Annotated in this window: 28 protein-coding genes and 2 pseudogenes; 16 read left to right on the forward strand and 14 right to left on the reverse strand. The window is 68.4% G+C overall.

All coding sequences use genetic code 11. From position 1 onward, the window contains the following. Positions 1-266 precede the first annotated feature (266 nt). The gene (locus KLK06_RS04120; RefSeq protein ID WP_214633970.1) at positions 267-2,561 is read right to left on the reverse strand and encodes a glycoside hydrolase N-terminal domain-containing protein; all 2,295 of its coding nucleotides are present in this window, start codon (positions 2,559-2,561) and stop codon (positions 267-269) included. A gap of 94 nt (positions 2,562-2,655) precedes the next feature. Between KLK06_RS04120 and KLK06_RS04125 the strand changes: the two genes are divergently transcribed. The 5 genes from KLK06_RS04125 (at position 2,656) to KLK06_RS04145 (ending at position 9,680) form a co-directional block, all read left to right on the forward strand. Further along, on the forward strand, positions 2,656-3,909 hold the full coding sequence (locus KLK06_RS04125; RefSeq protein WP_214633971.1) for a LacI family DNA-binding transcriptional regulator: 1,254 nt from the start codon (positions 2,656-2,658) through the stop codon (positions 3,907-3,909). A gap of 282 nt (positions 3,910-4,191) precedes the next feature. Continuing rightward, complete coding sequence (locus KLK06_RS04130; protein WP_214633972.1) at positions 4,192-5,499, forward strand: ABC transporter substrate-binding protein; 1,308 nt, start codon at positions 4,192-4,194, stop codon at positions 5,497-5,499. Positions 5,500-5,512: 13 nt separating this feature from the next. Beyond that, on the forward strand, positions 5,513-6,448 hold the full coding sequence (locus tag KLK06_RS04135) for a sugar ABC transporter permease (RefSeq protein ID WP_308168093.1): 936 nt from the start codon (positions 5,513-5,515) through the stop codon (positions 6,446-6,448). Continuing rightward, on the forward strand, positions 6,445-7,263 hold the full coding sequence (locus tag KLK06_RS04140) for a carbohydrate ABC transporter permease (protein WP_308168094.1): 819 nt from the start codon (positions 6,445-6,447) through the stop codon (positions 7,261-7,263). The genes KLK06_RS04135 and KLK06_RS04140 overlap by 4 nt, the downstream gene beginning before the upstream one ends. Positions 7,264-7,334: 71 nt before the next feature. Further along, positions 7,335-9,680: a glycoside hydrolase family 3 N-terminal domain-containing protein gene (locus tag KLK06_RS04145; RefSeq protein ID WP_250904912.1), complete on the forward strand. Its 2,346-nt coding sequence runs from the start codon at positions 7,335-7,337 to the stop codon at positions 9,678-9,680. Between the two features lie 8 nt (positions 9,681-9,688). Here KLK06_RS04145 and KLK06_RS62185 read toward each other — a convergent pair. Then, positions 9,689-10,483: pseudogene (locus tag KLK06_RS62185) on the reverse strand (VTT domain-containing protein); the annotation flags it as partial. Positions 10,484-10,652: 169 nt separating this feature from the next. Between KLK06_RS62185 and KLK06_RS04150 the strand changes: the two are divergent. The 7 genes from KLK06_RS04150 (at position 10,653) to KLK06_RS04180 (ending at position 16,071) form a co-directional block, all read left to right on the forward strand. Continuing rightward, positions 10,653-10,850 (forward strand): ferredoxin, encoded by a 198-nt coding sequence (locus KLK06_RS04150; RefSeq protein WP_214633974.1) that lies wholly within the window; start codon positions 10,653-10,655, stop codon positions 10,848-10,850. After that, positions 10,847-12,061: an NAD(P)/FAD-dependent oxidoreductase gene (locus tag KLK06_RS04155; RefSeq protein ID WP_214633975.1), complete on the forward strand. Its 1,215-nt coding sequence runs from the start codon at positions 10,847-10,849 to the stop codon at positions 12,059-12,061. The genes KLK06_RS04150 and KLK06_RS04155 overlap by 4 nt, the downstream gene beginning before the upstream one ends. 11 nt (positions 12,062-12,072) lie before the next feature. Beyond that, the gene (locus tag KLK06_RS04160) at positions 12,073-13,287 is read left to right on the forward strand and encodes a cytochrome P450 (RefSeq protein WP_214633976.1); all 1,215 of its coding nucleotides are present in this window, start codon (positions 12,073-12,075) and stop codon (positions 13,285-13,287) included. A 26-nt stretch (positions 13,288-13,313) separates the two neighbouring features. After that, positions 13,314-13,550 (forward strand): hypothetical protein, encoded by a 237-nt coding sequence (locus tag KLK06_RS04165; RefSeq protein WP_214633977.1) that lies wholly within the window; start codon positions 13,314-13,316, stop codon positions 13,548-13,550. After that, positions 13,547-14,512 carry an SDR family NAD(P)-dependent oxidoreductase gene (locus KLK06_RS04170; protein ID WP_214633978.1) on the forward strand — a complete coding sequence of 322 codons (966 nt, stop codon included), beginning with the start codon at positions 13,547-13,549 and terminating at the stop codon, positions 14,510-14,512. Before KLK06_RS04165 ends, KLK06_RS04170 begins: the two co-directional genes overlap by 4 nt. Before the next feature lie 186 nt (positions 14,513-14,698). Next, a complete protein-coding gene (locus KLK06_RS04175; RefSeq protein ID WP_214633979.1) occupies positions 14,699-15,352 on the forward strand; it encodes a DedA family protein in 654 nt (217 codons plus the stop codon). Positions 15,353-15,441: 89 nt separating this feature from the next. Beyond that, positions 15,442-16,071, forward strand: a complete 630-nt coding sequence (locus KLK06_RS04180; protein ID WP_308168095.1) for a helix-turn-helix domain-containing protein — start codon at positions 15,442-15,444, stop codon at positions 16,069-16,071. A 124-nt stretch (positions 16,072-16,195) separates the two neighbouring features. On the opposite strand, the gene KLK06_RS04185 is transcribed toward KLK06_RS04180, so the two are convergent. The 11 genes and pseudogenes from KLK06_RS04185 to KLK06_RS04230 form a co-directional block, all read right to left on the reverse strand. Continuing rightward, complete coding sequence (locus KLK06_RS04185; RefSeq protein ID WP_250904913.1) at positions 16,196-16,567, reverse strand: aldo/keto reductase; 372 nt, start codon at positions 16,565-16,567, stop codon at positions 16,196-16,198. Beyond that, positions 16,564-16,956 (reverse strand): DUF2255 family protein, encoded by a 393-nt coding sequence (locus KLK06_RS04190; protein WP_214633981.1) that lies wholly within the window; start codon positions 16,954-16,956, stop codon positions 16,564-16,566. Before KLK06_RS04190 ends, KLK06_RS04185 begins: the two co-directional genes overlap by 4 nt. 128 nt (positions 16,957-17,084) lie before the next feature. Then, positions 17,085-17,480 (reverse strand): aldo/keto reductase, encoded by a 396-nt coding sequence (locus KLK06_RS04195; protein ID WP_308168146.1) that lies wholly within the window; start codon positions 17,478-17,480, stop codon positions 17,085-17,087. Then, a complete protein-coding gene (locus KLK06_RS04200; RefSeq protein ID WP_214633982.1) occupies positions 17,477-18,349 on the reverse strand; it encodes an aldo/keto reductase in 873 nt (290 codons plus the stop codon). The genes KLK06_RS04195 and KLK06_RS04200 overlap by 4 nt, the downstream gene beginning before the upstream one ends. A gap of 52 nt (positions 18,350-18,401) precedes the next feature. Beyond that, complete coding sequence (locus tag KLK06_RS62190) at positions 18,402-18,845, reverse strand: zinc-binding dehydrogenase (RefSeq protein WP_308168096.1); 444 nt, start codon at positions 18,843-18,845, stop codon at positions 18,402-18,404. Continuing rightward, complete coding sequence (locus KLK06_RS62195) at positions 18,769-19,437, reverse strand: alcohol dehydrogenase catalytic domain-containing protein (RefSeq protein ID WP_308168097.1); 669 nt, start codon at positions 19,435-19,437, stop codon at positions 18,769-18,771. The genes KLK06_RS62190 and KLK06_RS62195 overlap by 77 nt, the downstream gene beginning before the upstream one ends. A gap of 215 nt (positions 19,438-19,652) precedes the next feature. Then, complete coding sequence (locus KLK06_RS04210; protein WP_214633983.1) at positions 19,653-19,850, reverse strand: hypothetical protein; 198 nt, start codon at positions 19,848-19,850, stop codon at positions 19,653-19,655. Further along, positions 19,847-20,098: a carboxymuconolactone decarboxylase family protein gene (locus KLK06_RS04215; RefSeq protein ID WP_214633984.1), complete on the reverse strand. Its 252-nt coding sequence runs from the start codon at positions 20,096-20,098 to the stop codon at positions 19,847-19,849. Before KLK06_RS04215 ends, KLK06_RS04210 begins: the two co-directional genes overlap by 4 nt. Next, on the reverse strand, positions 20,037-20,441 hold the full coding sequence (locus KLK06_RS04220; RefSeq protein ID WP_214633985.1) for a carboxymuconolactone decarboxylase family protein: 405 nt from the start codon (positions 20,439-20,441) through the stop codon (positions 20,037-20,039). The genes KLK06_RS04215 and KLK06_RS04220 overlap by 62 nt, the downstream gene beginning before the upstream one ends. 54 nt (positions 20,442-20,495) lie before the next feature. Continuing rightward, positions 20,496-21,467 carry a zinc-binding dehydrogenase gene (locus KLK06_RS04225; protein ID WP_214634676.1) on the reverse strand — a complete coding sequence of 324 codons (972 nt, stop codon included), beginning with the start codon at positions 21,465-21,467 and terminating at the stop codon, positions 20,496-20,498. Continuing rightward, a pseudogene (locus tag KLK06_RS04230) lies at positions 21,456-21,654 on the reverse strand (transcriptional regulator); the annotation flags it as partial. The gene KLK06_RS04225 and the pseudogene KLK06_RS04230, both read right to left, overlap by 12 nt. Positions 21,655-21,783: 129 nt before the next feature. Between KLK06_RS04230 and KLK06_RS04235 the strand changes: the two are divergent. Then, complete coding sequence (locus KLK06_RS04235; RefSeq protein ID WP_214633986.1) at positions 21,784-21,972, forward strand: hypothetical protein; 189 nt, start codon at positions 21,784-21,786, stop codon at positions 21,970-21,972. A 184-nt stretch (positions 21,973-22,156) separates the two neighbouring features. On the opposite strand, the gene KLK06_RS04240 is transcribed toward KLK06_RS04235, so the two are convergent. Beyond that, a complete protein-coding gene (locus KLK06_RS04240; protein WP_214633987.1) occupies positions 22,157-22,864 on the reverse strand; it encodes a hypothetical protein in 708 nt (235 codons plus the stop codon). A gap of 75 nt (positions 22,865-22,939) precedes the next feature. Here KLK06_RS04240 and KLK06_RS04245 point away from each other — a divergent pair, with 75 nt between their 5' ends. The 3 genes from KLK06_RS04245 to KLK06_RS04255 all read left to right on the forward strand — a co-directional run bounded on the left by KLK06_RS04245 (position 22,940) and on the right by KLK06_RS04255 (position 25,551). Further along, the gene (locus KLK06_RS04245) at positions 22,940-24,097 is read left to right on the forward strand and encodes a tyrosine-type recombinase/integrase (protein ID WP_214633988.1); all 1,158 of its coding nucleotides are present in this window, start codon (positions 22,940-22,942) and stop codon (positions 24,095-24,097) included. A gap of 9 nt (positions 24,098-24,106) precedes the next feature. Further along, positions 24,107-24,523, forward strand: coding sequence for a DUF6262 family protein (locus tag KLK06_RS04250; RefSeq protein WP_214633989.1), 417 nt, complete (start codon positions 24,107-24,109; stop codon positions 24,521-24,523). Positions 24,524-24,606: 83 nt separating this feature from the next. Then, positions 24,607-25,551: an alpha/beta fold hydrolase gene (locus KLK06_RS04255; RefSeq protein WP_214633990.1), complete on the forward strand. Its 945-nt coding sequence runs from the start codon at positions 24,607-24,609 to the stop codon at positions 25,549-25,551. The last annotated feature ends 161 nt before the right edge of the window (positions 25,552-25,712 follow it).

Genomic DNA, 25,712 nt, shown 5'->3' on the forward strand with positions numbered 1-25,712 from the left:
GCGAGCCGCGGCATCGTCTCGTAGACGCGTTCCCGCGTCCATTCGCCCCGGCCACGGTGCCCTGTCCCTCATACAGCCTGCGGCTTTGGCGAGCCGGCGGCAACCCGCGACGCCACGTCGAGCAGCAGCGGGTGGGGGAGAAGGTGTGGTGCTACAGTGCCCAGTCCTATTGGCCGTTCGGCACCGCCGCCGAATACTGCGTCGTCCCGGACGCGCTCGCCGTGCCGCTGCGCGAAACCGCCAGCAGAGCGCAGGTCGCCTACCGTTCAGCCCTGCGCGGATCCGCCTTGGCTGGCCCGGATGGTGATGGTGACGGGGGTGCGAGGCGGAAGATGGAGGACCTGCCTCCGGTCGGCGGCCGCCTGGGCGCTGCGGCACACGAGAGTGATGGACTGCTCCTGTACGGAGGTGAGAACAGCGCGGACCGTCCCGTCCCGCAGGTCCCACCTGAGCTCGTCGAGGGCCACGCCGGCGCGCGTGGCGACGCCTCGCAGGCTGCCCCTGTTCCACTCCGGAGGCAGAGCGGGGAGCAGTTCCACGATTCCCGGCCGGGAGTCCACCAGCATCTCGACGATGACGGCGGGCAGGCAGTGCGCCGCGTCCGCGTTGTAGACCTCCAGATCCGGGTTGTGCGAGGTCATCAGCGAGCGGAAGACCATGTTGCGTCCAAGGATCTTCAGCAGGTTCGCCTTGGCCGTCTCACCGTCTTTCAGCCGTGCCGCGCACAAGGCCCGGTGCAGGCTGCCGTGCGCGGAGAAGTTCTCGTCGCCGCGGCGCAGCAGGGCGCGGTGGGCCGCCGCTGCCAGGTCGGGGGTGTCGTCTGGGGTGATGTCGTGCAAGGGCCACACCGGGTAGAGGTGGCTGACGTGCCGATGGTCGCCGGAGGTCTCCAGCCCCGGCCACGCCCATTCGGCGAGCGCTCCGCCGTCGTCGACGCGGTAAGGCGGCAGCCGTTCGGCCAGTGCCCGCCAGCGGCGGGTGGCGGCGTGCTCGATGTCCAGGCGCGAGCAGGCGTCGGCGGAGGTGATCAGCGCGTGCCGGGCCGCGGCGATGTCCATGGTGGCGTTCACCCCGGCTACGCCCCGCCCGTCCCGCGGGCCTACTTCGGGGGAGTAGGACGGGACGATGACGACGTGCCCGTCGCCGTCCTCGCGGGTGAGAACGTCCTCGAAGAAGGTGGCGACCTCGATGAGCCACGGGGCGAGCGTCCCGGCGAGGAAGTCGTCGTTCCCGGTCATCTGCCAGTACTCGTACAGCGGGAACAGCAGCCAGTCGGCGCCTGCCAGCCACATCGGCCAAGGCCACTCGTCGTCGAGGTGGAACAGCAGCCCGTGTTCCCCATCGGTCCGGCTGGGCGCGAGCACCCCGCGCGCGCCGTAGATGGCGCGGGCATTGGCGCGCCAGTCGTCGATCTGACCGCCGATCAAGGCGGTGTAGCCGGCCATGAGCTCTGGCATGCCCGTGCTCACCGTCCCCGCCATCTGCAGGTTGAGGTTCGCGTCGGTGGTGTAGTCGCCGGACCAGGCGGCGCCCCACGCCCCCAGCCACAGCCCCGTCAGCCGTGGAGGGAGCACACCGCAGGAGCTGAGCAACAGGTACCGGCCGGAGTGGAACATCGCCTCGACCACTGCGATGTCCAGCTCGCCGGTAGCGGCTCGGGCGATCAGCTCGCCCGCGGAAAGGTGTCGGTCGTTCTCCGGCACGCACAGGTCGAGCTCGGCCCGGGCGTAGAGCTCGCTGTGAACGGCGGCGTGGCGCGCGAGCAGCAGGTCATAGTCGGCGGGCAGTTCGGCCAGAGCCGTCTGAAGTGCGTCGGCCCGGGGAACGATAGCCGAACGGTCCATTCTGGTCAGCAGCACCATGCGGGTCGCTCCACGGACGCAGGCCACGTCATCGTTCGCGGCCACCTGACCACCGGTGACGACGACCCTGGTCACGCCGATGAACCCCGCCGCCCCCTGGCCCAACGGATAGACGCCGACTGCGGCGAGCGATGCCTCGCCCCCCTCTATGGCCTCTGCGGACGTCGTGACGGTGACCTCCGGGGGCCGACCGGGAAGATCCCCGGAGAGCCGCACGTCCACATCCAGGCGCGGCGCGGTGATCTCGATGACCGTGACAGCGTCGGTGCGCGAGACGAAGGCACGCCGCACCCACTGCTGATCGCCGTCGGACCAGGTGACTCTCACCTCACCGTTGGTGAAGTCCGTGACGCGCCGGTAGTGCTCCACCCGGCCGGCGGTCGTCGTGTCCAGGTGCAGCACGTGCCCGGGGTGGAACGACTGGGTCCAGGCCATCGGCCTGCCGTCGGAGAACTGGCGTTGCGCCTGCTCCCGCTCTCCGGCGAGGATCAGATCGCGGACGTGCTCCAGCCGATCGGCGACGGCCGGCGGCCGCATCCCGCCGGAGGAGTTGGGGAGCACGTAGCGGTGGTGGTTGTGAACGATCCGCTCCCGGTGGGGGTGGCCGAACACCATGATCCCGTACTCGCCGTTGCCGGAGAGGAAGGCGTCCTCCCAGCGGCTGGCCGGTTGGTCGTCATGGATCCTGTGCACTGCCACTACGGGCCTCCCTTGTCGCACGCCGGACGAACTCGACGCCGACGATGGCGATCAGCTCGGGCCGGCCTCGTGGAGGCTACAGGAGTACGTCGCCGTGGCTCCGAAAGACTTTCGGCAGCGGAGACCGAGCGCGTTGCCGCAGGTGGCTCTCTCGATTACCCTGATCGGCGTACCCCAGGCGTATGCCGTGCTTGGTATGCGGGTAGGCCGGGCACTGTTTTTACGAAAGGTATCGGACCTTCACCGGCGCACTAAGGCGGTCGGGCTGGACCAGAAGCGCTCGAGCCGGAAAGCGGTCGCCGACAGGGAGGTCGACACTGAAGTGACGGGCCGCGGCAAATCGCGCCGGGATGCACAGTACGGACTTCTCACGGCTGTAGCCAATGAAGCCGACGTGTCACTGGGCACCGTCTCGAAGGTCGTTCACCGCCGCCGCGACGTGTCCGAGGCGACGCGGGCCCGGATCGAGGAGTTGCTGACCCGGCACGGTTACGTGCGAGCCTGGGAGGCCGAGGCGCGACGGCCACGGCAGATCTTGGCCGTGTTCCGCGACCTGTCCAGTCCGTACACCCTGGAAGTGACGCGCGGCATCGTCGAGTCGGCGGCCGACATGGGGGTCAACACGATCGTCGGTACGACCAGCGGGCGCTCGATCGCCCAGTGGCTGGAGGAGTGCCTGGAGCTGGGCGCACTCGGCCTCGTCATCGTCATCTCCATGCTGACCGAGCAGGATCAGCGTCGCATCCTGGGCCAGCATGTGCCCGTGGTGCTCATCGATCCTCTGCACACGCCGTCCACCAACATCCCCAGCATCGGAGCGACGAACTGGCACGGCGCCACGACGGCGGTCCAGCATCTGATCGGCCTGGGACACCGCCGGATCGGCATGCTCGCCGGCCGTTCGAGTTCCGTTGCCGGGGCGGCGCGCCTGCACGGCTACCGTGCCGCACTCGAAGAGGCCGGAATCTCCTACGATCCGGCGATCGTGCGATCAACGGACTTCGACTACGACGAGGCCTTGGTCGCCGCACGTAAGATCCTCAGTCCGCGCGACAGGCCGACGGCCCTGTTCGCCGCCAGCGACACGCAGGCCCTCGGCGTCCTGGAAGCCGCCCGGCAGCTCGGCATGACCGTGCCACAGGATCTTTCCGTCATGTCATTCGATGACACCCTGGTGGCCGCGATGGCCTCACCGCCGCTGAGCGCCGTGCGGCAACCGTTCCAGGAACTCGGTCACGAAGCCACGCGAATACTGCTGCAACTCGCCGAGGGCAAGCCCCCCGCGACCATGCGCATGGAACTCGCGACGGAACTGGTCCTGCGGATGTCCACGGCTCCACCCCGCTGATACGGCGAGCATGATCGGCGGCGCCGCCCACGTTGCGGTTCGATGCGCGCCCTTCCGAAAGTCTTTCGTAAACGGCAGCCTCTCGTTTATTGCCGGGCTCTCACCACGCGGCTTAACGTGGCGAAAGCCGGCTCACCGCAAGGGGCACGTTTCGCAAACATTGCGTAAGAAGCACCTAGCGGTCGCGGCTCTTGATCCGTATCCCTCAGCGTGATGGGGCTGCGATGGCCTGTCGGGTGAAGCACACCCCGGCGGGCACCTTGCCGAACCGAAAGGTGTCCGATGAAGAACGTAGCGTCGCGAAAGCTGACATTCGCCACACTCGTGGCGACCGCCACGCTGCTGGCCACCGTGGCCGGCTGCGGGTCGGCCGCAACCAGCAGTGGTTCCGGCGGTTCGGCAGCCGCCGCCACGGGGGACGTCCAGTTCTGGACGCTGCAGGATCCGACCAACACGGTTCAGCAGACCGCGGTGGACTCCTTCAACTCCACCGGCCAGGGCAAAATCACCATGTCGGTGATCGCAACGGACGGCTACAAGGACAAGCTCCGGACGGCGATGGGCTCGTCGAAGATGCCCGGGATGTTCTTCAGCTGGGGCGGAGGCAGTCTCAACGACTACGTCCGGGCGGGCAAGCTGGTGCAACTCGACGCGGAGCTGGAGTCGCACTTCCTCCCCTCCGCGCTTGAAGCCGGAAAGGTCGACGGCAAGCTGGTCGGGATCCCGTGCCGGGGCACGCAGCCGGTGTTCCTCTTCTACAACAAGAAGGTCTTCGCCGACGCCGGCGTGCAGCCGCCGAAGACCTGGAGCGACCTGACGAGTCTGGTGGGGGTGTTCAAGGGCAAGGGCATCACGCCCTTCGCGCTCGCGGGCGCCGGCACCGACTCCTGGACCGAGCTGATGTGGATCGAGTACCTCGTCGACCGCCTCGCCGGCCCCGAGCTGTTCAAGAAGATCGACGCCGGCGACTGGTCGCAGTGGAACGATCCCGCGGTGCTCAAGACCGCGCAGATGGTCAAGGAACTCGTGGACGGCGGGGCGTTCGGTAAGAACTTCGGCTCCGTCGGCTACGGCGCCGGCGGCACCTCGACCCTGCTGTCCAAGGGCAAGGCGGCGATGGTCCTGATGGGGTCGTGGGAGTATGCCGTCCAGCAGGGCGCGGACCCGGACTTCGCGAAGAACAATCTGGGGTACGTCCCGTTCCCCACCGTCGAGGGCGGCAAGGGCGACCCCGGCAACGTCGTCGGGAACCCCACCAACTACATCTCGGTGACCACCGCCGCACCCGCCCAGACGGCGAAGGAGTTCCTGAAGACCACCTACAGCGACAGCTACGTCCAGGGGCTGGTCGAGAAGGGCGAGGTGCCGGTCACGGTGAACGCCGGCAAGATGCTCGCCAAGGCAGCGGACCCGGCCTACGCCACGTTCCAGTACGACCTCGTGCAGAAGGCCCCCTCTTTCACCCAGTCCTGGGACCAGGCGCTCGGCCTCACGCTCGGCACGCCGCTGGTCACGGAGATCCAGAAACTGTTCAACGGGCAGAGCACGCCAGAGCAGTTCGTCACCGCGGTCTCGGCGCTGAAGAAGTAGGAAGACGATCCAAGTGGTCCCCGTAACGAGTTCGCGGCTCGTCCGGAACCGCAGGACACACGCCAGGCCCGCTCCCACCCTGGAGCGGCCCGGCGTGGTCTGGGCGGTCCCCGGACTGGTGTTCTTCCTCATCTTCGCCATCGCGCCGATGGCGGGCATCGTCTACCTGTCCTTCACCAGCTGGGACGGCCTGAACGCACCGCAGTTCACAGCGCTGGACAACTGGTCACGATTCGCCGGGGACAGCCAGATCGTGCAATCCACGATCGTCACGGCGGCCCTGCTGGTCGGCAACATCGCGGTGCAGGCGCCGATCAGCATCCTGCTGGGTGTCTGGTCGGCCGGCCGCCAGCGCAACCGCGCCGTCCTGTCGGCGATCTTCTTCCTGCCGTTGCTGCTCTCCACAGCGGCCACAGCCATCATGTGGCGGCAACTGCTGGACCCGAACTTCGGCGTCCCATCGAAGCTCGCAGTCCTCCTCGGCAGCGACACCGACCCCCTCGGCACCCAGAACGGCGCGATCGCCTGCCTGATCATCGTCACCAGCTGGCAGTTCATCCCCTTCCACACCCTGCTCTACCAGGGCGCCGCCCGCGCCATCCCGCCCACTCTGTACCAGGCGGCCTCGATCGACGGCGCCGGCCGGGTCCGGCAGTTCTTCCACATCACCCTTCCGCAACTGCGCAACACCATCATCACCTCGACCACCTTCATGGTCGTCGGCGGCCTCACGGCGTTCGACATCGTCCTGCTGCTGACCAACGGCGGGCCGGGTACGGACACCGCGATCCTTCCCTTCGCGATGTACCAGACCGCGTTCCGGACGTACGACTACGGCTACGCCAGTGCCATCGCGACCTTCCTGCTCCTGCTCGCCACCGGCACCTCGCTCGTTCTGGTGAAGGTCAGCGGATACGACAAGATGACCAGCACGCTGGAGGGGTTGTGAGGATCCGCCCGAACTACGTCGCGGGCCTCGCGGCGGTCGTCTGGCTCCTGATCATCGGCGTTCCGCTGTACGCGCTGCTGAACACCGCGCTCCAGCCGCAGTCGACCTATACCGACGGCGGGCCCGTGTCGCTTCCCTCCACGGTGACGTTCGAGAATTTCGTCACCGTCGTGCAGAGCGGCTTCCCGCTCTACCTGTGGAACACCTTCCTCGTCGCGGTGCTCACAGTCGCCATCGTGCTGATACTCGGCATACCGATCAGCTATGCGGTCGTCCGTGGGCGGGGCTGGCTGACCAGAGGGGTGTTCCGGCTGTTCCTGCTGGGGCTGGCGATCCCCTCGCAGGCGGTTATCATTCCGCTCTTCCTCGTCGTCAACGGTCTCGGCCTCTACGACAGCCTTTGGGGGATCGTGCTGCCGACCGCAGCGTTCGCGCTGCCGGTGAGCGTGCTGGTCCTCAGCGGCGGAATGCGGGATATCTCGGTCTCGCTGTATGAGGCCATGGCGCTGGACGGCGCTCACCCCGCCCGGATACTCCGGGAGCTGGTCATCCCCCTGTCGCGCTCGAGCATCGCGACCACCTGCGTCTTCACCGCTCTGCAGGCATGGAACGGGTTCTTGTTCCCGCTGATCATGACCCAGTCGGACGAGACCAAGGTCGTGACCCTGGGCCTGTACAACTTCGTCTCCGAGTACGAAGCCAACGTGCCGGCTCTGATGGCCGCGGTGCTGATGTCCGCCATCCCAATCCTCGTCGTCTACCTCTTCGCCCGTCGATCCCTCGTCATGGGGCTGATGGGAGCAGGCGGCAAATGACTCCCTGTGGCTCTGGCCACGGCGGGTTCGACGACGCCCTACCCGGCGCCCAGAAAGAAACGGATGAGACATTGACGATCAGCGACGAGCGCCCGACGACCGGGCTGTGGAACGACCCCGCCCTGCCGGCGTCCGTCCGCGCCAAGGCCCTGCTCGACGTCATGACCGAGGCCGAGAAGGTCGCGCAGCTCGGCAGCTCCTGGCCGGGCCACGACACCTCAGGGGACGTGGCCCCGATGCAGGACACCTTCCGCGACGCCCAGACCTTCCACGAGGCCATCGTCAACGGTCTTGGGCACCTGACCCGGGTGTTCGGCACGGCGCCGATCGCCGCCGAGGCCGGCCGCGATCGCCTGGCGGCCCTGCAAGCCGAGGTGGCGGCGGCGAACCGGTTCGGCATCCCCGCCATCGCGCACGAGGAGTGCCTGACCGGGTTCACCACCTGGCAGGCGACGGTTTACCCGACCCCGCTCGCCTGGGCGGCCACCTGGGACCCCGAGCTGGTCCTGTGCATGGCGACGGCCATCGGCTCGGACATGGCGGCCGTCGGAGTCCACCAAGGCCTGGCGCCCGTCCTGGATGTGGTGCGCGACTACCGGTGGGGCCGGGTGGAGGAGACTCTGGGTGAGGACCCCTACCTCGTCTCCGAACTCGGGCTGGCCTACGTGCGAGGCCTGCAGTCGGCCGGCGTCGTCGCGACGGTCAAGCACTTCGCCGGCTACTCCACTTCCCGAGCGGCACGCAACCACGCTCCGGCAGCCGTCGGTCCACGCGAACTCGCCGATGTGATCCTTCCGCCCTTCGAGAAAGCCGTGGTCGCGGGCCGTGCCGGCGCGGTGATGAACGCCTACAACGACATCGACGGCGTCCCCTGCGGCGCGGACGAGACCCTGCTCACGGGACTGCTGCGCGACACCTGGGAGTTCGAGGGCACGGTGGTGTCCGACTACTGGTCGATCGCGTTCCTCACCTCGCTGCACCAGGTGGCCGCCGACATCGTGGGCGCGGCCCAGGCCGCCCTGCATGCCGGGATCGACATCGAACTGCCCCACACCTCGGGCTACGGTGAGCCATTGACGGCGATGCTGCGGGACGGTCGCATCAGCTCCGACCTGCTCGACCGGGCGGTCCTGCGCGTTCTGACGCAGAAGATCGAATTGGGCTTGCTCGATCCCGGATGGCGCCCTGGGCGGCACACCGCCCCTGTGGACTTCGACTCGCCGGGCAACCGTGACGTCGCCCGCCGCATCGCCGAGGAATCCGTCGTGCTGCTCAGCAACGGCTCGGGCATCCTGCCGCTCACCGGCCCGCAGTCCATCGCCGTGATCGGCCCCGCCGCCGATGAGGCCCGCTGCCTGTTCGGCTGCTACTCCTTTCCCAACCACGTCCTGCCCCACCACCCCGAAATCTCCCTGGGAATCGAGGCTCCCACGGTGCTCGACGCCATCCGGAAAGAGTTCCCAAGCTCGGCCGTACGCCACGAGACCGGCTGTCCGATCAGCGTGGACGACCGCAGCGGGATCGAAGCCGCCGTCGCCATCGCCGCGGCGGCCGACCTGACGATCCTCGTCGTCGGCGACCGCTCGGGCATGTTCGGGCACGGGACCTCCGGCGAAGGCTGCGACGTCGCCGCCTTGGAGCTGCCGGGAGCGCAGGACGATCTGGTGGAGGCCATCCTCGGCGCGGCGAAGCGGGCCGTCCTCGTCGTCGTGTCGGGCCGCCCCTACGCGATCGGACGGCACACGCGGCAAGCGGACGCCACGCTGCAGGCGTTCTTCCCCGGGCAGGAAGGGGCGGCGGCGATCGCCGGTGTCCTGTCCGGGCGGATCAACCCGTCAGGACGTCTGCCGGTCCAGATCCCGGGCGACGCGGCCGGTCAGCCGGGCACCTACCTGGCAGCGCCCCTCGCGCTCAAGACCGACGGCGTGAGCAACATCGATCCCACCCCGGCGTTCCCGTTCGGGCACGGCCTGTCGTACACCACTTTCAGCCTCGATGAAGTGAACGTCGACGAGGCCGTCGTCGACGTCGATGGATCGGTCACCGTGCAGGCGAGGGTGACCAACACCGGCTCTCGGGCCGGCACCGCCGTACCCCAGCTCTACCTCACCGATCCGGTCGCCTCCGTCACCCGGCCCGTCCGGCAGCTGATCGGCTTCACCCGCGTCGACCTCGCCGCAGGGGAGACCCGCACCGTGCGATTCGAGGTACATGCGGACATGACTGCTTTCACCGGGCGGGACCTGCGCAGACGCGTCGAACCCGGTCAGATCACGCTCACCATTGCGCAGTCGGCAGGCGACCTCGGCTCCTCCGTCCAGGTGACGCTGGAAGGGGACACCCGCATCGTCGACCACACCCGGACCATGAGCACACCCGCCGCGCCCGCCGACACCGCGGCGAGGAACATGCGATAGGACATAACCGCCGCGTCGGCCACCGCAGGGATGAAGCTGCGGACGAACGGTATCAACCGTCCGACTGACACCGCCCATGCGCCGTGTTCTCGGAGCAGGTTCGTGGCCTTGTCCCAGCGTTCCGCGCCGTGTTTGCGAATGAGTCTGGTCTCGCGCAACCGTGGATCCTGGCGGCGGCCGATCTCGTTACCCATGATGGCGCTGATCGTGGCCACGGCCCACAGGGCCAGGAAGTCTGGCACCGAATCGACGGTGGCCGAGGCGATCAGAAGGGCTGCTTCGCCCGGGATGACGAGTCCGAGGCCGAGCAGGCCGGTGGCGACGAAGAAGTGCCAGTGTTCGGTGTGGAAGAGCAGCAGGAACGCGAAGGTGGCGGCCGCGACGACGGTGCCGATACACATGGGCCACTTCGGACCGAGGCGGCGGATGAGCAGTGACACCGCCGTGGACGCGATGAGGGTGCCGGAGGTCAGGGGCAGCAGGGTCAGGCCCGCGCCGAGCGCGTCGGCGTTGAAGCCGAACCGGCTCGGGGTCTGCACGAACTGGATGACCAGGATGAACGCCCCGTACATGCCGGCGCCGACGAGGAATGCGGTCAGGTTGGCGCCGAGCACGACCGGCCTGCGCATCATCGTCATGTCCAGCAGCGGTTTGCGGACGCGTCGCTCGACGAAGAAGCACGCCACCAGGAGCGCGAGCCCGCCCGCGAACAGGCTGAGCACCGTCATCGAGCTCCAGCCCCACCTCGGGCCGCGGTTGATGGCGAGCACGTGGCACGCGAGCCCGCCGCCGAGGGTCAGCATGCCCCAGACGTCGACGTGGAACTCCGCGTTGCGCCCGGCGTCGGCCCGCAAGTGCCGTCCGGCATCGGTAACCACCACGACAGGGTAACAATCGGCAGGTTACTGCCACTTATGCTACCGTCGTTTCAGGAGTAATTGTCATTCAACTGTCACTTGTGGAGGAGGTCTGATGAAGGTGAGCGTTGCCGCCGCGAAGTGCGTTGCCGCTGGTCAGTGCGTGTTGCTCGCGCCGGAGGTGTTCGACCAGCGTGATGAGGACGGCGTCGTGGTGTTGCTGGACGAGACACCCGGGCCGGAGCTGCACGACGCGGTCCGCGAGTCGGCGATGGTGTGTCCAGCCGCGGCCATCCACCTGGCCGAATCATGAGCCGAGTCGTCAACCAGATCACGATCGTCGGCGCGTCGGCCGGTGGGCTGGCCACTGCGGAGGCGTTGCGCCGGGTGGGGTACGGGGGCGCGATCACGCTTGTCGGTGATGAGCCGCAGCTCCCCTACGACCGGCCGCCACTCTCCAAGCAGTTGCTGGCCGGGCAGTGGACGCCGGGCCAGCTCGCCCTGCGCCCGGAGGCTGACATCGACGCCTTGCGACTGGAGCTGCGGCTTGGTGTTCCGGCGACCGGGCTGGACACCGCGCTACAGGTCGTGAAGCTGGCCGACGACACCTGCGTGCCCTACGACGCCCTGATCGTCGCGACCGGTGTCCGCGCCCGCTGCGTCCCTGACGCCGACGGCGTAGCCGGGGTGCACACGCTGCGCACCTTGCCGGACGCGCTGGGACTGAAGGAACGGCTGCGGCCGGGACGGCACCTGGTGATCGTCGGTGCGGGGTTCGTCGGCGCCGAGGTCGCCGCCACCGCCCGCGCCCTCGGGGTGGAGGTGACGTTGCTGGAGTCGGGTCCGGTGCCTCTGGCGCCGGCCGTCGGGGAGGAGGCCGGGCGCTTCCTGACCGGTCTCCACCATGAGCACGGCGTCCACATCCACACAGGCGCTGCGGTCACCGAGATCGTCCGCATCGGTGGCGGGGTGGCCGGGGTGCGGTTGGCCGACGGGACCGTGGTGCCGGCTGACGACGTGCTGGTGGCCATCGGCTCGGTGCCCAACACGGAATGGCTGGCCAGGAGCGGCCTTACGGTCGCAGGTGGACTGGTGTGTGACGCGTACTGCATGGCCGCGCCCGGCGTGTACGGAGTCGGGGACGTGGCCTGCTGGCACAACCCGCTGTTCGGCACCGCGATGCGCGTCGAACACCGCACCAACGCCGCCGAACAGGGTCTTGCCGTCGCCCGCAACCTGCTCGACCCGGACCACCGGCGCCCGTTCGCCCCGGTGCCGTATTTCTGGTCCGACCAGTACGACATCAAGGTGCAGGCATACGGCCATCTCCGCGACCACGATGAGGCACTCGTCCTCGACGCCGACCTGAAGGGCCGGCAGCTCCTGGTCGCCTACCGCAAGAACGACCGCCTGGTGGGCGTGCTCGCCGCCGGCCAGACGCCCAAGACCCTGCGCGCCTGGCGCGCTCTCATCGCGGTCCGCACCCCATGGGCCGCCGCCCTCACCAACACCACAGCCGCCTGACTGGAGACTTCATGAGCACCACGACCAACACCAAGGACACGACTCTTCCGATCTTCCCCGGCGAGCGTTCCGCTCGCTGCCCGTTCAACCCGCCGGCCGAGTATCAGCGGTGGCGCGAGGAGAACGGCCTGCGACAGGCGAACTGGAACGGCCACACGGTATGGGTGGTCAGCCGGTACGAGGACATCAAGACCGCCATGACCGACCCACGGATCAGCGCGGAAGCCCTGGCGCTGCAGAGCAACGGCGCGCACGACGGCCCCAACGCGCCGGACATCTTCCCGCGCATGGACGACCCTGAGCATGCCCGGCTGCGTCGCATGCTCACCAAGGACTTCACCGTCAAGCGGATCAACGCGATGCGGCCCCAGATCGAGGAGATGGCGAACGACTTCATCGACAAGATGATCGCCAAGGGGCAGCCGGCCGACCTTGTTCCCGATTACGCGCTGCCGATCCCGTCGCTGGTGATCTCCCTGCTGCTCGGCGTCCCCTACACCGACCACGACTTCTTCCAGACGATCACCGGCACCATAATGAACATGAACACCTCCCGGGAGGAGAAAGCCGCAGCCTCCAGGCAGTTCTTCGGCTACATGATGGAGTTGGTGGCCCGCAAGGAACGCGAGCCGGGCGATGACCTGATCAGCCGCATCATCCAAGAGCACGTCCAGACCGGGGAACTGCGCCGGGAGACGGCGGCGATGAACGGAATCATCCTGCTCAACGCCGGCCACGAGACCACCGCCAACATGATCGCGCTGGGCACGGTGGCCCTGCTGGAGAACCCGGACAAGGCAGCCGTGGTCCGTGACACCGACGACCCGGCCGTCGTCGCGAACGCGGTCGAGGAACTGTTGCGCTACCTGACGATCGTGCACAGTCTCGTCGCCCGCGTGGCCAAGGAGGACGTCGAGATCGGCGGGCAGCTCATCCAAGCCGGGGAGGGTCTGGTCATGAACCTGCCCGCCGGAAACTGGGACCCGGCCTTCACCGGCGAGCCCGACACACTCGACCTCGACCGCGCCGCCCGCGGTCACCTCGCCTTCGGCTACGGCGTCCACCAGTGCCTCGGCCAGACCCTCGCCCGCGCCGAACTCCAGATCGCGCTGCCCACCCTGCTGCGACGGCTCCCCGGACTCCGGCTCGCCGCGCCCCTCGAGGACATCCGGTTCCGCAACGACATGAGCATCTACGGCGTCCACGAGCTGCCCGTCACCTGGTGAACCGGCAAACACAAGGGGAAACGGCCATGACCACCGCACACCCCAGGACCTTTCCGTTCGCATCCCGGAAGCTGGGCCTCGACCCGCGCTCGCAGCCTCCCACGCCCGGCGCCGCTCGGATGGAACTGCAGGTCTCGCTGCGCACACTGCTCGACCCACTGCCGGGACTGCGGTTCGCCGAACCCGAAGAGGACGTCGTGGGGAAGACCAGGGCGTCCAGCCGCGCCCCCGAACGGATGCCGATCACCTGGGAGCAGCCATGACCGACCTCAGGTTCGACGGCAGGGTCGCGATCGTCACCGGCGCCGGCGGCGGGCTCGGCAAGCACCATGCGTTGTTGCTGTCCTCCCGCGGCGCGAAGGTGGTCGTCAACGACATCGGCGGCTCGGTGACCGGCGACGGACTGGACGCCGCCCCGGCGGTGGCCGTCGCCGAGGAGATCCGCGCACTGGGCGGCGAAGCGGTCGCCGACACCCACAGCGTCGCCACGCCCGAGGGTGGCGAGGCCATCGTCCGGACCGCACTCGCCACCTACGGACAGGTCGACATCCTCGTCAACAACGCCGGCATCCTGCGTGACACGCCATTCCACGATCTGACCGCGGAACTGCTCGATCCGGTCATCGACGTGCACCTGCGCGGCGCGTTCCACGTCACCGGACCGGCGTGGCGAGCCATGCGGCGACAGGGGTATGGCCGCGTAGTCAACACCACCTCGGCAGCCGGAATACTGGGCACCGCACGGAAGAGCAACTACGGTGCGGCGAAGACCGGCCTGATCGGCCTCACCCGGGTCCTCGCCCAGGAAGGCGCCCAGCACGGCATCAAGGTCAACGCCATCGCCCCGATCGCCGCCACCCGCATGCTCACCCACTCCATGGGAGACGACACCGGCCGGAAACTCGATCCCGCGGCTCAAGCGATGATGAACGCCGTCACCGGCAAGCTCGATCCCGCGCTCGTGTCCCCGGTGGTCGCGTTCCTCGCCCACGAGGACTGCCCCGTCACCGGTGAGATCTACACCGCGGGCGCCGGGCAGGTCGCCAGATTCTTCACCGGCCGAACTCGCGGCTTCCACCACCCCGCACTGTCCGTTGAGGACGTGCGTGACCACCTGGCTGAAATCCGCGACGAGACCGGCTACACCACGCCCGCGGATCCCGGCGAGGAAATCGCCCAGCTGTTACAGGCCATCGTGGCCAGTCCGACACGCGCGGGCGAGTAAGCCTCACCCGTCCCGGCGAGCTGGAGCCCACGCCGAAATGCCGGGAAAGTCATGCGATTCACGCCGCCGGTTCGACGTTGAGCCGGCGGCCGGCGCCTCATGTCCGGCGCACTCCGTCATGTCTCACTGTCTTCCGGGCCTGGGTGCCGTGGCATCACCGGACCCAGACCACAAAGGTGACGTTTAATGTTTGATGTCGTGGCCATTCTCCATTGGCTCGGACCATTCGTACTGTTCGGCATATTCCTCATTATCTTCGCCGAATGCGGCCTGCTGATCGGCCTCGTCCTGCCCGGCGACCCGACACTGTTCACCGCCGGCCTGCTCGCGGCCACCGGCGCCATCAGGCCCGACCTCGCACTCGTGTGCGTGGTGGTCACCGCGGCCGCCGTCCTCGGCAACATGTGCGGCTACTGGATAGGCGTGAGGGTAGGGCCACCGCTGTTCAACCGCCCCAACGCCAAGCTGCTGAGGAAGGGCCAGGTCGAGAAGGCCGAGCGGTTCTTCGAAAGGCACGGCCCCCGCGCGATCGTCCTGGCCCGATTCATTCCACTGGCCCGCACGCTCATCACTCTCATCGCCGGCATCGGCCGGATGGACCCGAGGAAATACTTCGTCTACTCGGCCATCGGCGGCGTGCTGTGGGCCATGAGCATGACCCTGCTCGGCGGCCTCCTCGGTCAGATTCCATGGGTGCGCGACAACGTCAACACCATTCTGCTCAACATGCTGGCGGTAATCGCTGCAGTCTCGATCATCCCGATCGTGATCGAGGCCCTCAAGAAACGCCGGGAGACGAAACTCGCCGCCATGACGACCGAGCCTAGCAAGGCCGTCTGAGGTAGACCGCCTTGCGGGCTGACCACCAAGGATCATCTCACTTGGCGAGATATAATCGACAGTCGACTGCCGGTTGATACTCTTGTGTGGTGGTCACCCAAACCGAGCGGCACTTGCGAGCCGACGCCGCGCGCAACGTCGAACGGATCCTGCGCACTGCGCGCGCGGTGTTCGCTGACGCGGGCCCGGACGTGCCGCTCGAGGAGATCGCTCGGCGCGCGGGGGTGGGCATCCGAACGCTCTACCGCCACTTTCCGCACAAGGGGGACCTGGTCCGGGCCATCCTGGACCAGAGTGTCGCCGAGGACCTCGCTCCCGCGATTGAACGAGCGCTCGTTGACGACAACCCGCTGCACGGCCTCACCACGCTGATAGAAACCGCCGTGGCCATGGTGTCCCGCGAGATGAACACCCTGGCCGCCGCGAAGGACGCCGGCTCTCTCACCCCCGACCTGTCCACCGCGTTCTTCGAGGCGCTTTCCCTGCTCGCCCGGCGGGCCCAGCAGGCCGGTCTGCTGCGGGCCGACATCGTCCAGGACGACCTGCCCAGGATCATGGCCATGCTTGTCAGCACCCTGTGGAGCATGGATCTCAAGACCGAGGGCTGGCGCCGCTACCTGGCACTCATCCTCGACGCCCTGTCGCCCGCCGCGGCGAGCACACTGACCCCGGCGGCAGCACTGGTGAAGTCGCCACGAGCGGGCAACTGGCTCCTCTGACCCAGTGGACAGGACTATCGCTGTCCCGACATGGTGGTGTAGACGGACTCCTGGAGTCCCGGTGTGGTCAAAGTTTCACACCGTTGAGGGCGCGGTGAGCGCTACCAGCGTCGCACCAGCAGACTCACTGGTAGTACAGGTCGATGTGGTCGGTACCCAGGCGCCTGAGCGAGCCCTCGACCGCGGTGCGGATGTTGGCCGGGCTGCTGTCGAGGTTCCAGGGGCCGTCGCCGGCATGGGAGACCAGACCGAACTTGGTGGCGATCACCACCTGGTCGCGGCGGCCCTTGAGCGCCCTGCCGAGGAGCTCTTCGTTGGTGTACGGGCCGTAGATCTCGGCGGTGTCGAGGAGGGTGACGCCCAGCTCCAGCGCGCGGTGGATGGTGCGGATGGACTCGGCGTCGTCGCTGCCGGCGCCGGTGTAGCCGTGGGACATGCCCATACAGCCCAGCCCGATGCGGGAAACGTCCAGATCGCCCAGCGTGATGTTCTTCATGATGACCTCTCGGGAACGAGTTTGATCGTCGCGGCTCGCGACTCGGGGTTGACGACGCCGCCGATGATGTCGGCGCCGTAGCGGCGGTACTTGGTGCGGTAGACCTCGTCGATCCGGTCGTGGACGGCAGAGTCGGCGGGGTCGGCGTCGGCGAAGGTCACCTCGGCTGCCACGCCGCCGGCCGTGATGCGGCCCTGGTGGCGGGTCTGCGCGCCGCGGTACCAGGCGCCGGAGCGGCCGTTCATGCAGCGCACGTACAGGTCGTCGCCGACACGGACGACCCACATCGTCACCGGGCGGCGCAGGTTGCCGTTCGCGCGGCGGGAGGCGAGGTCGAGCTCCTCGGCCTCGCCGATCGCGGTAAGTTCGTCGCTGGTCCAGGCGGCCATCGAGAGATGCTCCTTCGGGTCAGAATCGGATGAGGACCTTCAGCGCGGTCCGGTCGTGAGCCTGGGCCAATGAGCGGCGGCTTCCACATGCACCGGCACGAGATCCGTGGGGTCAGCGGTGATCTTGGTCAAGCTCGTGGAGGTCGCCGGACGACAGGCGCTTGAGGGACGCCTCGGCGACCTGCTTGATGTGGTCCGGCCGGCTGTTGAGGCCGCCGCCGCGCCCCGCTGCCCGGGTCGAGGTCGGATCCGAACTTGGTCGCTGTCACGACCTGGTCGCGGACCGGGGCGAGAGCCGTGCCGACCAGTTCCTCGTTGGTGAAGGGGCCGTAGACCTCGGCGGTGTCGAAGAAGGTGACGCCCGGCTCGACCGCGGCGCGGATCAGGGCGGTGCCCGCCTGAACGTCAACAGGCTGCCCGTAGCTCCATGCACCCCAACCCGAGGGCGGAGACCTCCAGATCGCTGTTCCCGGGTGTGCGGGACGCCCTCGTGCGCATGCCTGTGATTCCTTTCTCCAGGTCAGGCTTCGGGGATGGCCCTCCCGAAGGCCTCCAAGGTGACGTCCTCGGGTTCAGGGCCGCCGCGCACCCCGGTGTCGAGGGCGTCCAAGGCCGCGCGTTCGGCGTCGGTGAGGTCGAAGTCGAACACCGCGAAGTTCTCCGCGATGCGTTCGGGGCGCACCGACTTGGGGATGGCCGCCCGCCCCTCCTGCAGGTGCCAGCGGATCATGACCTGGGCGGGCGTCTTGCCGTACGCGGCGGCGATCCGGTTGATGACCGGGTCGTCGAACGTGCTGGTGCCGGTGCCGCGGTAACTGGTGATCCCGCCGATCGGCGACCACGCCTGGGTGATGATCTGCCGCGCGGTGTCGGCGGCCTGCACCTGCGGCTGGGTGAAGTAGGGATGCACCTCGACCTGGTTGACCGCGGGCACCACCGACGCCTCCTTCATCAGCGCCTCCAGGTGGCCGGGCATGAAGTTGCTGACGCCGATGGCCCTCACCCGCCCGTCGGCCAGCAGCGTTTCCAGAGCGCGGTAGGCCTGCAGGGTCAACTCGAACCGAGACGGAAGCGCCTGGTGGAGGACGAACAGGTCGATGGTCTCGACGCCCAGCTTGCCCGCGCTCTTGTCGAAGGCGTGCAGCGTCTCGTCGTAGCCGAAGTCGCTGATCCACACCTTGGTCTCGACGAACACCTCGTCGCGGTCCAGGCTGGAACGGCGGATCGCCTCACCGACCTGGCGTTCGTTGCCGTAGGCCGCAGCGGTGTCGATCAGCCGGTACCCGATCTTAAGAGCCGACCGCACCGCCTCGACCGTCTCCTCGGGCGGCGTCTGGAACACCCCGAATCCCAAAGCGGGCATCGAGACGCCGTTGTTCAACGTCAGGTTCATGAGCTGTGCCTCCCAGCACCATCGGTAAGAGAGCGATCCGCCTCTCGGCGCGCTACGGGCGGATGAGGACCTTGAGCGCCTGGCGGCCGTTCATCGCGCGGTACCCGTCGGGTACCTGCTCCAGGCCGACGGTGCGGTCGAACACCCGGCCGGGCTGCAAGCTGCCGTCGAGGATTTCGGGCAGCAGTTCCTCGATGTAGGCGCGGGCCGGGGCGACGCCGCCGGTCAGGGTGAGGTTGCGCATGAACTCGCCGAACCCCATCGGCACCTTCTCGTACTGGGGCGCGCCGACCCGGCTGACCGTGCCGCCGTCGCGGGCCACCGCGAACGCTGTGACGATGGCCTGCTCGGTGCCGACGCACTCCAGCACGGCGTGGGTGCCGTCGCCGCCGGTCAGCTCCCGGACCCGCTCGACGCCCTCATCGCCCCGCTCCTCGACGACGTCGGTGGCGCCGAAAGCGCGGCCCAGGTCGGTGCGTTCCGTGTGCCGGCCCATCAGGATGATCTGCTCGGCGCCGAGCCGCTTGGCCGACAGCACCGCCATCAGCCCGACCGCGCCGTCGCCGATCACCGTCACCGTCGTGCCCCGGCCGACTCCGGCGGTGACCGCGCAATGGGTGGCCGGTCGGGAAGACGTCCGACAGTGTCAGCAGGGACGGCAGCAGCTCACTGTCCTCTCCGACGGGCAGCTTGACCAGGGTGCCGGCGGCCTGCGGGACGCGGACCGCCTCACCCTGGCCGCCGTCCACGCCGTCGGCGCCCCACTGGCCGCCGTGCCGGCACGAGGTCTGCAGGCCCTCGCGGCAGAAGTCGCAGGTGTTGTCCGCCCACACGAACGGCGCCACCACCACGTCGCCCCTGCGCAGGGTGCCGGCCTCGGAGCCGGCGTCCTCCACGACACCCAGGAACTCGTGCCCGATCCGGTCGCCCTGCCCGGTGGCCGGGCGCGACTTGTAGGGCCACAGATCGCTGCCGCACACGCACGAGCGCAGCACGCGTACCAGGGCGTCGGTCGGTTCCCGCAGCACCGGGTCGGGCACGTTCTCCACGCGCACGTCACCCGCGCCGTAGATCAGGGTTGCTCGCATGAGAGCCTTCCATCGTCAATAGTCGTCGTCGGACCTACCCCTGGCCGGTCAAGGCCGGATGACCGGCATGCCGGGGCGAGGTCCGTTGTTGGTAAACCCGGTTCACCCGCCCGGCGGGAAGTCCGTGGAGGCGGCCAGGTCGGCCTGCGTTTCGAAGTCGGCGACGCGCTTGCGCAGTACGGCCAGCGTGGACTTCAGAGCCTGGGAGCCGAGCATCAGGCGCAGCGGCGCGGGCTCGTCACGTCCAGCACCTCGGCGCGGAACGTGTCCGGATACTGCCCGGCCAGGTCGGCGACCTTGCCGGTGTCGCGGACGGTGCCCACGACGCGATCGCCCCGCTGGAGCAACTGCTCGGTGAGCTCGCGGCCGAAGCCGCTGCTGACGCCGGTGATGAGCCAGGTACGCGCGGTCATAGGGTCACCTCGTCCAGGACGCGCAGGCCGTTGAGCGTGCGCGGGTAGCCGATGAAAGCGATCAGCTGGGTGAGCACCGCGAGCAGGCGGGCGCGGTCGTTGCCGACGTTGAGGTTCGCCGCCACGTGCCCCTTGGCCTGCGGCTCGCAGCCGCCGAGCGCGACCAGCATGGCGAAGGTCAGCAGCTCACGCGTCGGCAGGTCCAGGCCGGCGCGGGTGAGGTGGTCGCCGAAGCAGTTCGAGGACAAAAAGCGCTGAATGTGCTGCTCGTCCTCCGGCGCGGAAGACCTTGGCCATGCCGACGTACGGCACCGCCTGGTAGACAATCTCCTTGACCTCAACAGGCGTGACGCCGGCGGTCAGCGCCGCCCCCAGCATGACCCGGTACTTGCCTACCGCCTGGCAGGCGATCAAGGCGGAAAGCTGGACCATGAGCCGCGTCCGCACGTCCAGGTCGCCGTGGCGCAGGGCCTCGTCGAAGGCGAAGTTGTCGAAGACCTCGACCAGTTCGGGGTCGGCGCGCGCGAGCGTCGGGACGTGGCCGGGGAACAGCTCCTCGTGGGCGCGCCGGGCTGCGTCGCTGATGGCCATGTGTGCTCCTTCGCTGCTGGATGTTCGGTGTTCGGTGCTGGGTGCGGTGCGTGGTCAGGGGCGGATGAGCACCTTCAGCGCGGTTCGCTCGTCCATCGCGCGGTAGCCGTCGGGCACCTGCTCCAGACCGAGCGCCTGGTCGAACACCCGGCCCGGCTCGACCGTGCCCTCCAGCACGCCCGGCAGCAGCTCGTCGATGTAGGCGCGCACCGGAGCCGGACCACCGGTCAGCGTGATGTTCGGGCCGAACAGGCTGCCGAACCCGATCGGCGCCTCCTCGTACTGCGGCACGCCGACCCGGCTGATCACCCCGCCGGCGCGGACGATGCCGACCGCCGTCTCGTAGGCGTCTCGGTAGCCGACCGCCTCCAGCACCGCGTGGATGCCCTGTCCGCCGGTCAGCTCGCGCACCTTCTCGATGCCCTCGGCGCCGCGCTCGGGTACGACGTCGGTGGCGCCGAAGTCGATGCCGAGCTTGGTGCGGTCGTCGTGGCGTCCCATCAGGATGACCCGCTCGGCGCCGAGCCGGCGGGCCGACAGTAGCGCCATCAGCCCGACCGCGCCGTCGCCGATGACCGCGACCGTGGTGCGCGCGTTGACGTGAGCCTGCTTGGCGGCGTGGTGGCCGGTGCCGTACACGTCGGCCAGGGTCAGTAGCGACGGCAGCAGCTCGCTGTCCTCGCCGACGGGCAGCTTGACCAAGGTGCCCTGCGCCTGCGGGACGCGGATCGCCTCGGCCTGGGCCCCGCCGACGTCGCCGGCGGCCCAGAAGCCGCCGTTGGGGCAGGAGGTGTGCAGGCCCTCGCGGCATAGGTCGCAGGTGTTGTCGGCGTAGGCGAACGGCGCCACCACCAGGTCGCCGCGCTTGAGCCCGGATACCTCCGTGCCGAGGTCTTCGATCACGCCGAGGAACTCATGGCCCATCGGGATGCCCTGCTGCGAGGCCGGCAGGTCGTGGTACGGGTGCAGGTCGCTGCCGCAGATGCACGAGCGCACGATGCGCACGATCGCGTGCACCGGACAAATTCCCGCGCTCCATGCGGACGTAGTAGTCGATGGAAACCCCGGCGAGCATCGCGACCTCTTCGCGCCGCAGTCCCTGGACGCGCCGGTTGCCGCCGTAGGCGGGCAGCCCCGCGTGCTCCGGAGTGATGCGCGCCCGCCGTGAGCTGAGAAACTCGCGGACCTCGGCGCGGTGGTTGATATGGCCCATAACCCCCAGGGTAAGCACGGTGACGGTCGTGAAGGAGGTAAGGCCAGTACCCCGAACGAGCGGTCCTCCCTCACCCGCCCGGATGGTCGTTGACTGGAAACATCCCATCCGCACACGAGGGGCAGCAGTATGCGATTCAACCCCGCCGCCGGCACCGCGCAACGGTCTGCGGCACGCCCGACCGCGATCCTTGCGATCATCCTGATCGGCTACTTCATGATCCTGCTCGACAACTCGGTCATCTTCACGGGGCTGCCGAGCATCCGCGCCGATCTGGATCTGAGCCCAGCCACCCTGTCATGGGTGCAGGACGCCTAGACCCTCGTCATCGGCGGTCTGCTGCTGCTCGGCGCCCGCGCCGGTGACCTCGTCGGCCGGAGACGGCTGTGCGTCGTCGGAATGAGCGGCGGATGGAAGCGTTGGAACCGTCGCCGACTGGGAGCGACATGTCAACGAGCAACGCCCTTCCCATCGGGCAGGGCGTTACTCGAGATGGTCTGTTTCAGGATGCCTTTTGGTCGGCGGGCTTCTCGATCTCGATGGTCACCCGTGCCCCTCGGAAGAGCACCGGGAGCCACAGGAGACATGCCAGCAGAGGGACCGCGGCGTAGGTGGCCATGCCCACACTGGAGCCCAGCCCGTCCATGAGCGCGCCGAGGACGAGATAGCCGATGCCGATGAGCGCCGACTCCACGAATGCGATCATCGACAGCAGGCTCGCCCGGTGGCGCGACGGCACGGCCTCGTTGAACACGTTGTCCACGATCACGGCGGTGATCTCGGGAATCCCGACCAGGGCCAGGAACGCGGCGATGGTGACCCAGACAAGACCGAGGCCGCTCAGGCCGAGTGCCGCGGCGAGCGTCAGGAGAGACACCGGGACTATGACCCAATACCCGATGCGCCGGTCCGCGCGGTCCGACAGCAGCGGAGTGAGCCCGCCAGCGAAGAATCCCGCCGATATGACCACGCTGACCAATGCGATGCCCGCTCCCTGATCGGAGAGGGTCTTCTGCGTAAAAATGATGTACGGCGTCAAAGTCGCATGCATCAATCCGGACACCACGACAAGCGTCACGAGCGCCGGCGTGGCGACCCGAAGCATTGCCCGCCATGCTGTGGCGTCGCCGTGCTGCTCCTCGGCTCCGTCCTGCTCGTCCACCGCGTCCGCGCCGCGGATCTCGGGCACCCGTGACATCAGCACCACCACGGCTAGGGCCTGTACGGAGTTCTGATCTCTAGATGGGTTGGAGGCTTCGGATCCACAGGATGGCTCCGCGGAGATGTGACCCGCGAACGCCTCGAGACCTGGATCGCGGCCTTGCACCCCCAGGTGCCCGACCCAACCACCCGCTCCCACCAGATCAGCTCGATCTCCACCCTGCTCAAGGACATCCACCGACACGAGTGGCTGCCCGAGCTGCCCGGCAGCGCCTTCCTCTACCACGACGACGGACCACGTCCGCGAGTGAGCAAGCCGCGCTTCATCCCCGAACCCTTGATGCGCCAGCTTGAAAGACCCGAAGCGCTCGCGAAGTTCCCCTCCGACGACGGCCGGCTGCTGCTCGAACTGCTCATCGCATGCGGGCTTCGTATCAAGGACGCGAGGTGGCTGCCCTTCGACTGCATCGTGCGTGACGCCTCGGGCAACCCCTACCTGGCCTGGCTGAACCGAAAGATCCACAACCGGCCCGCGTTCTTCCCGCTCAGCACAGCCCTCGCCGACAGAATCGCCGTCCAGCAAGGCGCCGTTCACCGCCGTTTCCCGAACGGGACGCCATGGCTGTTTCCCGCCACGAACGCCAACCTCGACGGCAGCAAGCCGGTCAGCGACCGTCGTCTCCGTGACCAGCTGAAGGCTTGGCTCGACACGCTCGACCTGCGTGACGAGCACGGTCGACCCGTCAAGATCACGTTTCACCAGTTTCGGCACACGCTGGCGACCCGACTGATCAACGCCAACGTTCCCCAACATGTGGTCCAGCAACTGCTCGACCACATGTCCCCGCAGATGACGGCCGTCTACGCCCGACTGCTGGACAAGACCGTCCGCCAGCACTGGGAACGGGCGACGAAGGTCAACGCCGACGGCCAGCCCGTCCAACTCGACCCCGAGCACCCACTCGCGGACGCCGCCTGGATGAAGCTCAGCATGGTCCGCGCCAAGGTCACCCTGCCCAACGGCTACTGCGGGGCACCGATCCAGACCGACTGCGAATACGCCAACCCGTGCCTGGACTGCCGCTTCTTCATCACCACCACCGACTTCCTGGCCCAGCACCGCCGCCAGCATGAGGAGACCGAGCGGCTCATCGCCGACGCCACCGCCTCCGGCCTGGCCCGGGTCGCCGAGAAGAACACCCGCACCCTGCGCAAGCTCGACCAGATCATCGACGCCCTGGAGCAGACCACAGACGGCCAGATCGTGGCAGGGGAAAGGTGACCGACCTCGATGCCGCCGGCTGACAACGCCCGCTTCCTCATCGAGGCGTCCAAGCAGCGCCACCAGCAGGCCCGCCATCGCGCCCAGGACGCCATCACGGCCGCCGAGCGCCGCGGCGACCGCCCCACCGTGGTCGGCATCGCCGAGGCCGCCGCGGTCTCCCGGTCCTGGCTATACACCCAGCCCGACCTGATCGAGGCGATCGGCCAGCTCCGGCAGCGCACGCCAAAGACTTCAAGGTCCCGTGCCCAGGGCGCCAGCGAGGCCTCGCTGCAGAGCAGGCTGGAGACCGCGCTGGAGCGCAACCGCCAACTGCGCGCCGAGGTCGCCGACCTCACCGCCCGGCTAGAAGCGGTCCATGGCGAACTGCGCAAGCTCCGGATCCAGTCCACCAAGGCCGCGAGCCCATTGATCGGACCGTGCTGAGAGGGCGTCTCTGATCCTCTGCTGATCTTTCCCGGCGCCCCAATTGGGTCCACCCCTCGGGCCCGGCGTGGCAGGCTGAAGGGGTGCGGTATGCAGACTGGGGCGAACGTTCCCCACGGTGGGCCGGAATCCGCAGCCAGGAGATCGACGTCTCCGGCACCAAGGTCCATTACCTGAGCGCGGGGAAGGGCCAGGGCAGGCTCACCCACCTGCTGATTCACCCCCTGGCCGGTAGCGCGTCGATGTGGATGGACACCATCGCCGAGCTGAGCGCCCACGGTCCGGTGATCGCGCCCGACCTGCCGGGCTCGGTCTTCGGCCACACCGACTCGCCGCACCCGCGCGCGTCCAAGGCCGAACTGGGCGCGCGTTTCCTGCGAGCGTTCACCGGCCGCATGGGGCTCAAGGTCACCGTCACCCACGGCTGGTCCATGGGCGGCCTGGTCGCGGTGCACTTCGCGACGTCCTCGCCGGACCGGGTCGATCGTCTCGTCCTGGCCTGCCCGGCGCTGCCCGGCCCGATCCCGCCGGACGAGGTTACCTTTTGGCGCGTTCTGGGCCGCCCGCTGCTCGTGGTCGGGCCCGGGCTGCTGCGGGGCGTGCTGCGAGTGGCGGGCCAGCGCATGATCGATTTCAAGCTGCGTGCCTACGCCGATCCCGGCGCCTGGTCGGGCGGCGTGGTCGGTGATGACCTCGAACGGCTCTCGCCCGAAATGCTGGCCCTGCTGCGCGACGAGCTCCGGGCCACCGACCCGCGCCGCCTCGGTGACGCCATCGCGGCCTTCGCCTCGGTGCTGTCCAGCCTCTACGTCAACCGGGATGCGGCCCACCGGATGATCGACCAGCTCGGCATGCCCACGCTGCTGCTGGCCGGGGCGCAGGACAAGCTGGTCACCACGACCACCATCGACGACGTGGCCGCTCGCCGCCCCGACTGGACGCACCGCACCTTTCCATCGGCCGGGCACCTCCTGCCCCTGACGGAGACGCGCGAGTACGTCGCGACGGTCGCTGACTGGCTGGATTGATCTAGCAAGCGACGATGGGGCGGCGGCCTTCTTCGCTTCCTTCGGGTCGCCCGCCACGGTCCTGAGCCGGGACCTCTCAGGCGGCACGTGGTGTTGAGCAATCGGCCGCGACATGGACATGTCCATCCCGCAAACACTCTGTTCAACGCGATGATCATACG

Source organism: Nonomuraea sp. NEAU-A123, assembly GCF_018603905.1.
Classification (GTDB): domain Bacteria; phylum Actinomycetota; class Actinomycetes; order Streptosporangiales; family Streptosporangiaceae; genus Nonomuraea.

What these genes read in the sequence shown, in the direction of transcription:
- KLK06_RS04130 (WP_214633972.1), top strand. Translation starts at nt 4,192, where the DNA reads ATGAAGAACGTAGCGTCGCGAAAGCTGACATTCGCCACACTCGTGGCG.
- KLK06_RS04175 (WP_214633979.1), top strand. Translation starts at nt 14,699, where the DNA reads ATGTTTGATGTCGTGGCCATTCTCCATTGGCTCGGACCATTCGTACTG.
- KLK06_RS62195 (WP_308168097.1), bottom strand. Translation starts at nt 19,437, where the DNA reads ATGCGAGCAACCCTGATCTACGGCGCGGGTGACGTGCGCGTGGAGAAC.
- KLK06_RS04185 (WP_250904913.1), bottom strand. Translation starts at nt 16,567, where the DNA reads ATGAAGAACATCACGCTGGGCGATCTGGACGTTTCCCGCATCGGGCTG.
- KLK06_RS04150 (WP_214633974.1), top strand. Translation starts at nt 10,653, where the DNA reads ATGAAGGTGAGCGTTGCCGCCGCGAAGTGCGTTGCCGCTGGTCAGTGC.
- KLK06_RS04235 (WP_214633986.1), top strand. Translation starts at nt 21,784, where the DNA reads ATGCGATTCAACCCCGCCGCCGGCACCGCGCAACGGTCTGCGGCACGC.
- KLK06_RS04210 (WP_214633983.1), bottom strand. Translation starts at nt 19,850, where the DNA reads ATGACCGCGCGTACCTGGCTCATCACCGGCGTCAGCAGCGGCTTCGGC.
- KLK06_RS62190 (WP_308168096.1), bottom strand. Translation starts at nt 18,845, where the DNA reads ATGGGCCGGCACACGGAACGCACCGACCTGGGCCGCGCTTTCGGCGCC.
- KLK06_RS04165 (WP_214633977.1), top strand. Translation starts at nt 13,314, where the DNA reads ATGACCACCGCACACCCCAGGACCTTTCCGTTCGCATCCCGGAAGCTG.
- KLK06_RS04160 (WP_214633976.1), top strand. Translation starts at nt 12,073, where the DNA reads ATGAGCACCACGACCAACACCAAGGACACGACTCTTCCGATCTTCCCC.
- KLK06_RS04200 (WP_214633982.1), bottom strand. Translation starts at nt 18,349, where the DNA reads ATGAACCTGACGTTGAACAACGGCGTCTCGATGCCCGCTTTGGGATTC.
- KLK06_RS04220 (WP_214633985.1), bottom strand. Translation starts at nt 20,441, where the DNA reads ATGGCCATCAGCGACGCAGCCCGGCGCGCCCACGAGGAGCTGTTCCCC.
- KLK06_RS04170 (WP_214633978.1), top strand. Translation starts at nt 13,547, where the DNA reads ATGACCGACCTCAGGTTCGACGGCAGGGTCGCGATCGTCACCGGCGCC.
- KLK06_RS04155 (WP_214633975.1), top strand. Translation starts at nt 10,847, where the DNA reads ATGAGCCGAGTCGTCAACCAGATCACGATCGTCGGCGCGTCGGCCGGT.
- KLK06_RS04190 (WP_214633981.1), bottom strand. Translation starts at nt 16,956, where the DNA reads ATGGCCGCCTGGACCAGCGACGAACTTACCGCGATCGGCGAGGCCGAG.
- KLK06_RS04250 (WP_214633989.1), top strand. Translation starts at nt 24,107, where the DNA reads ATGCCGCCGGCTGACAACGCCCGCTTCCTCATCGAGGCGTCCAAGCAG.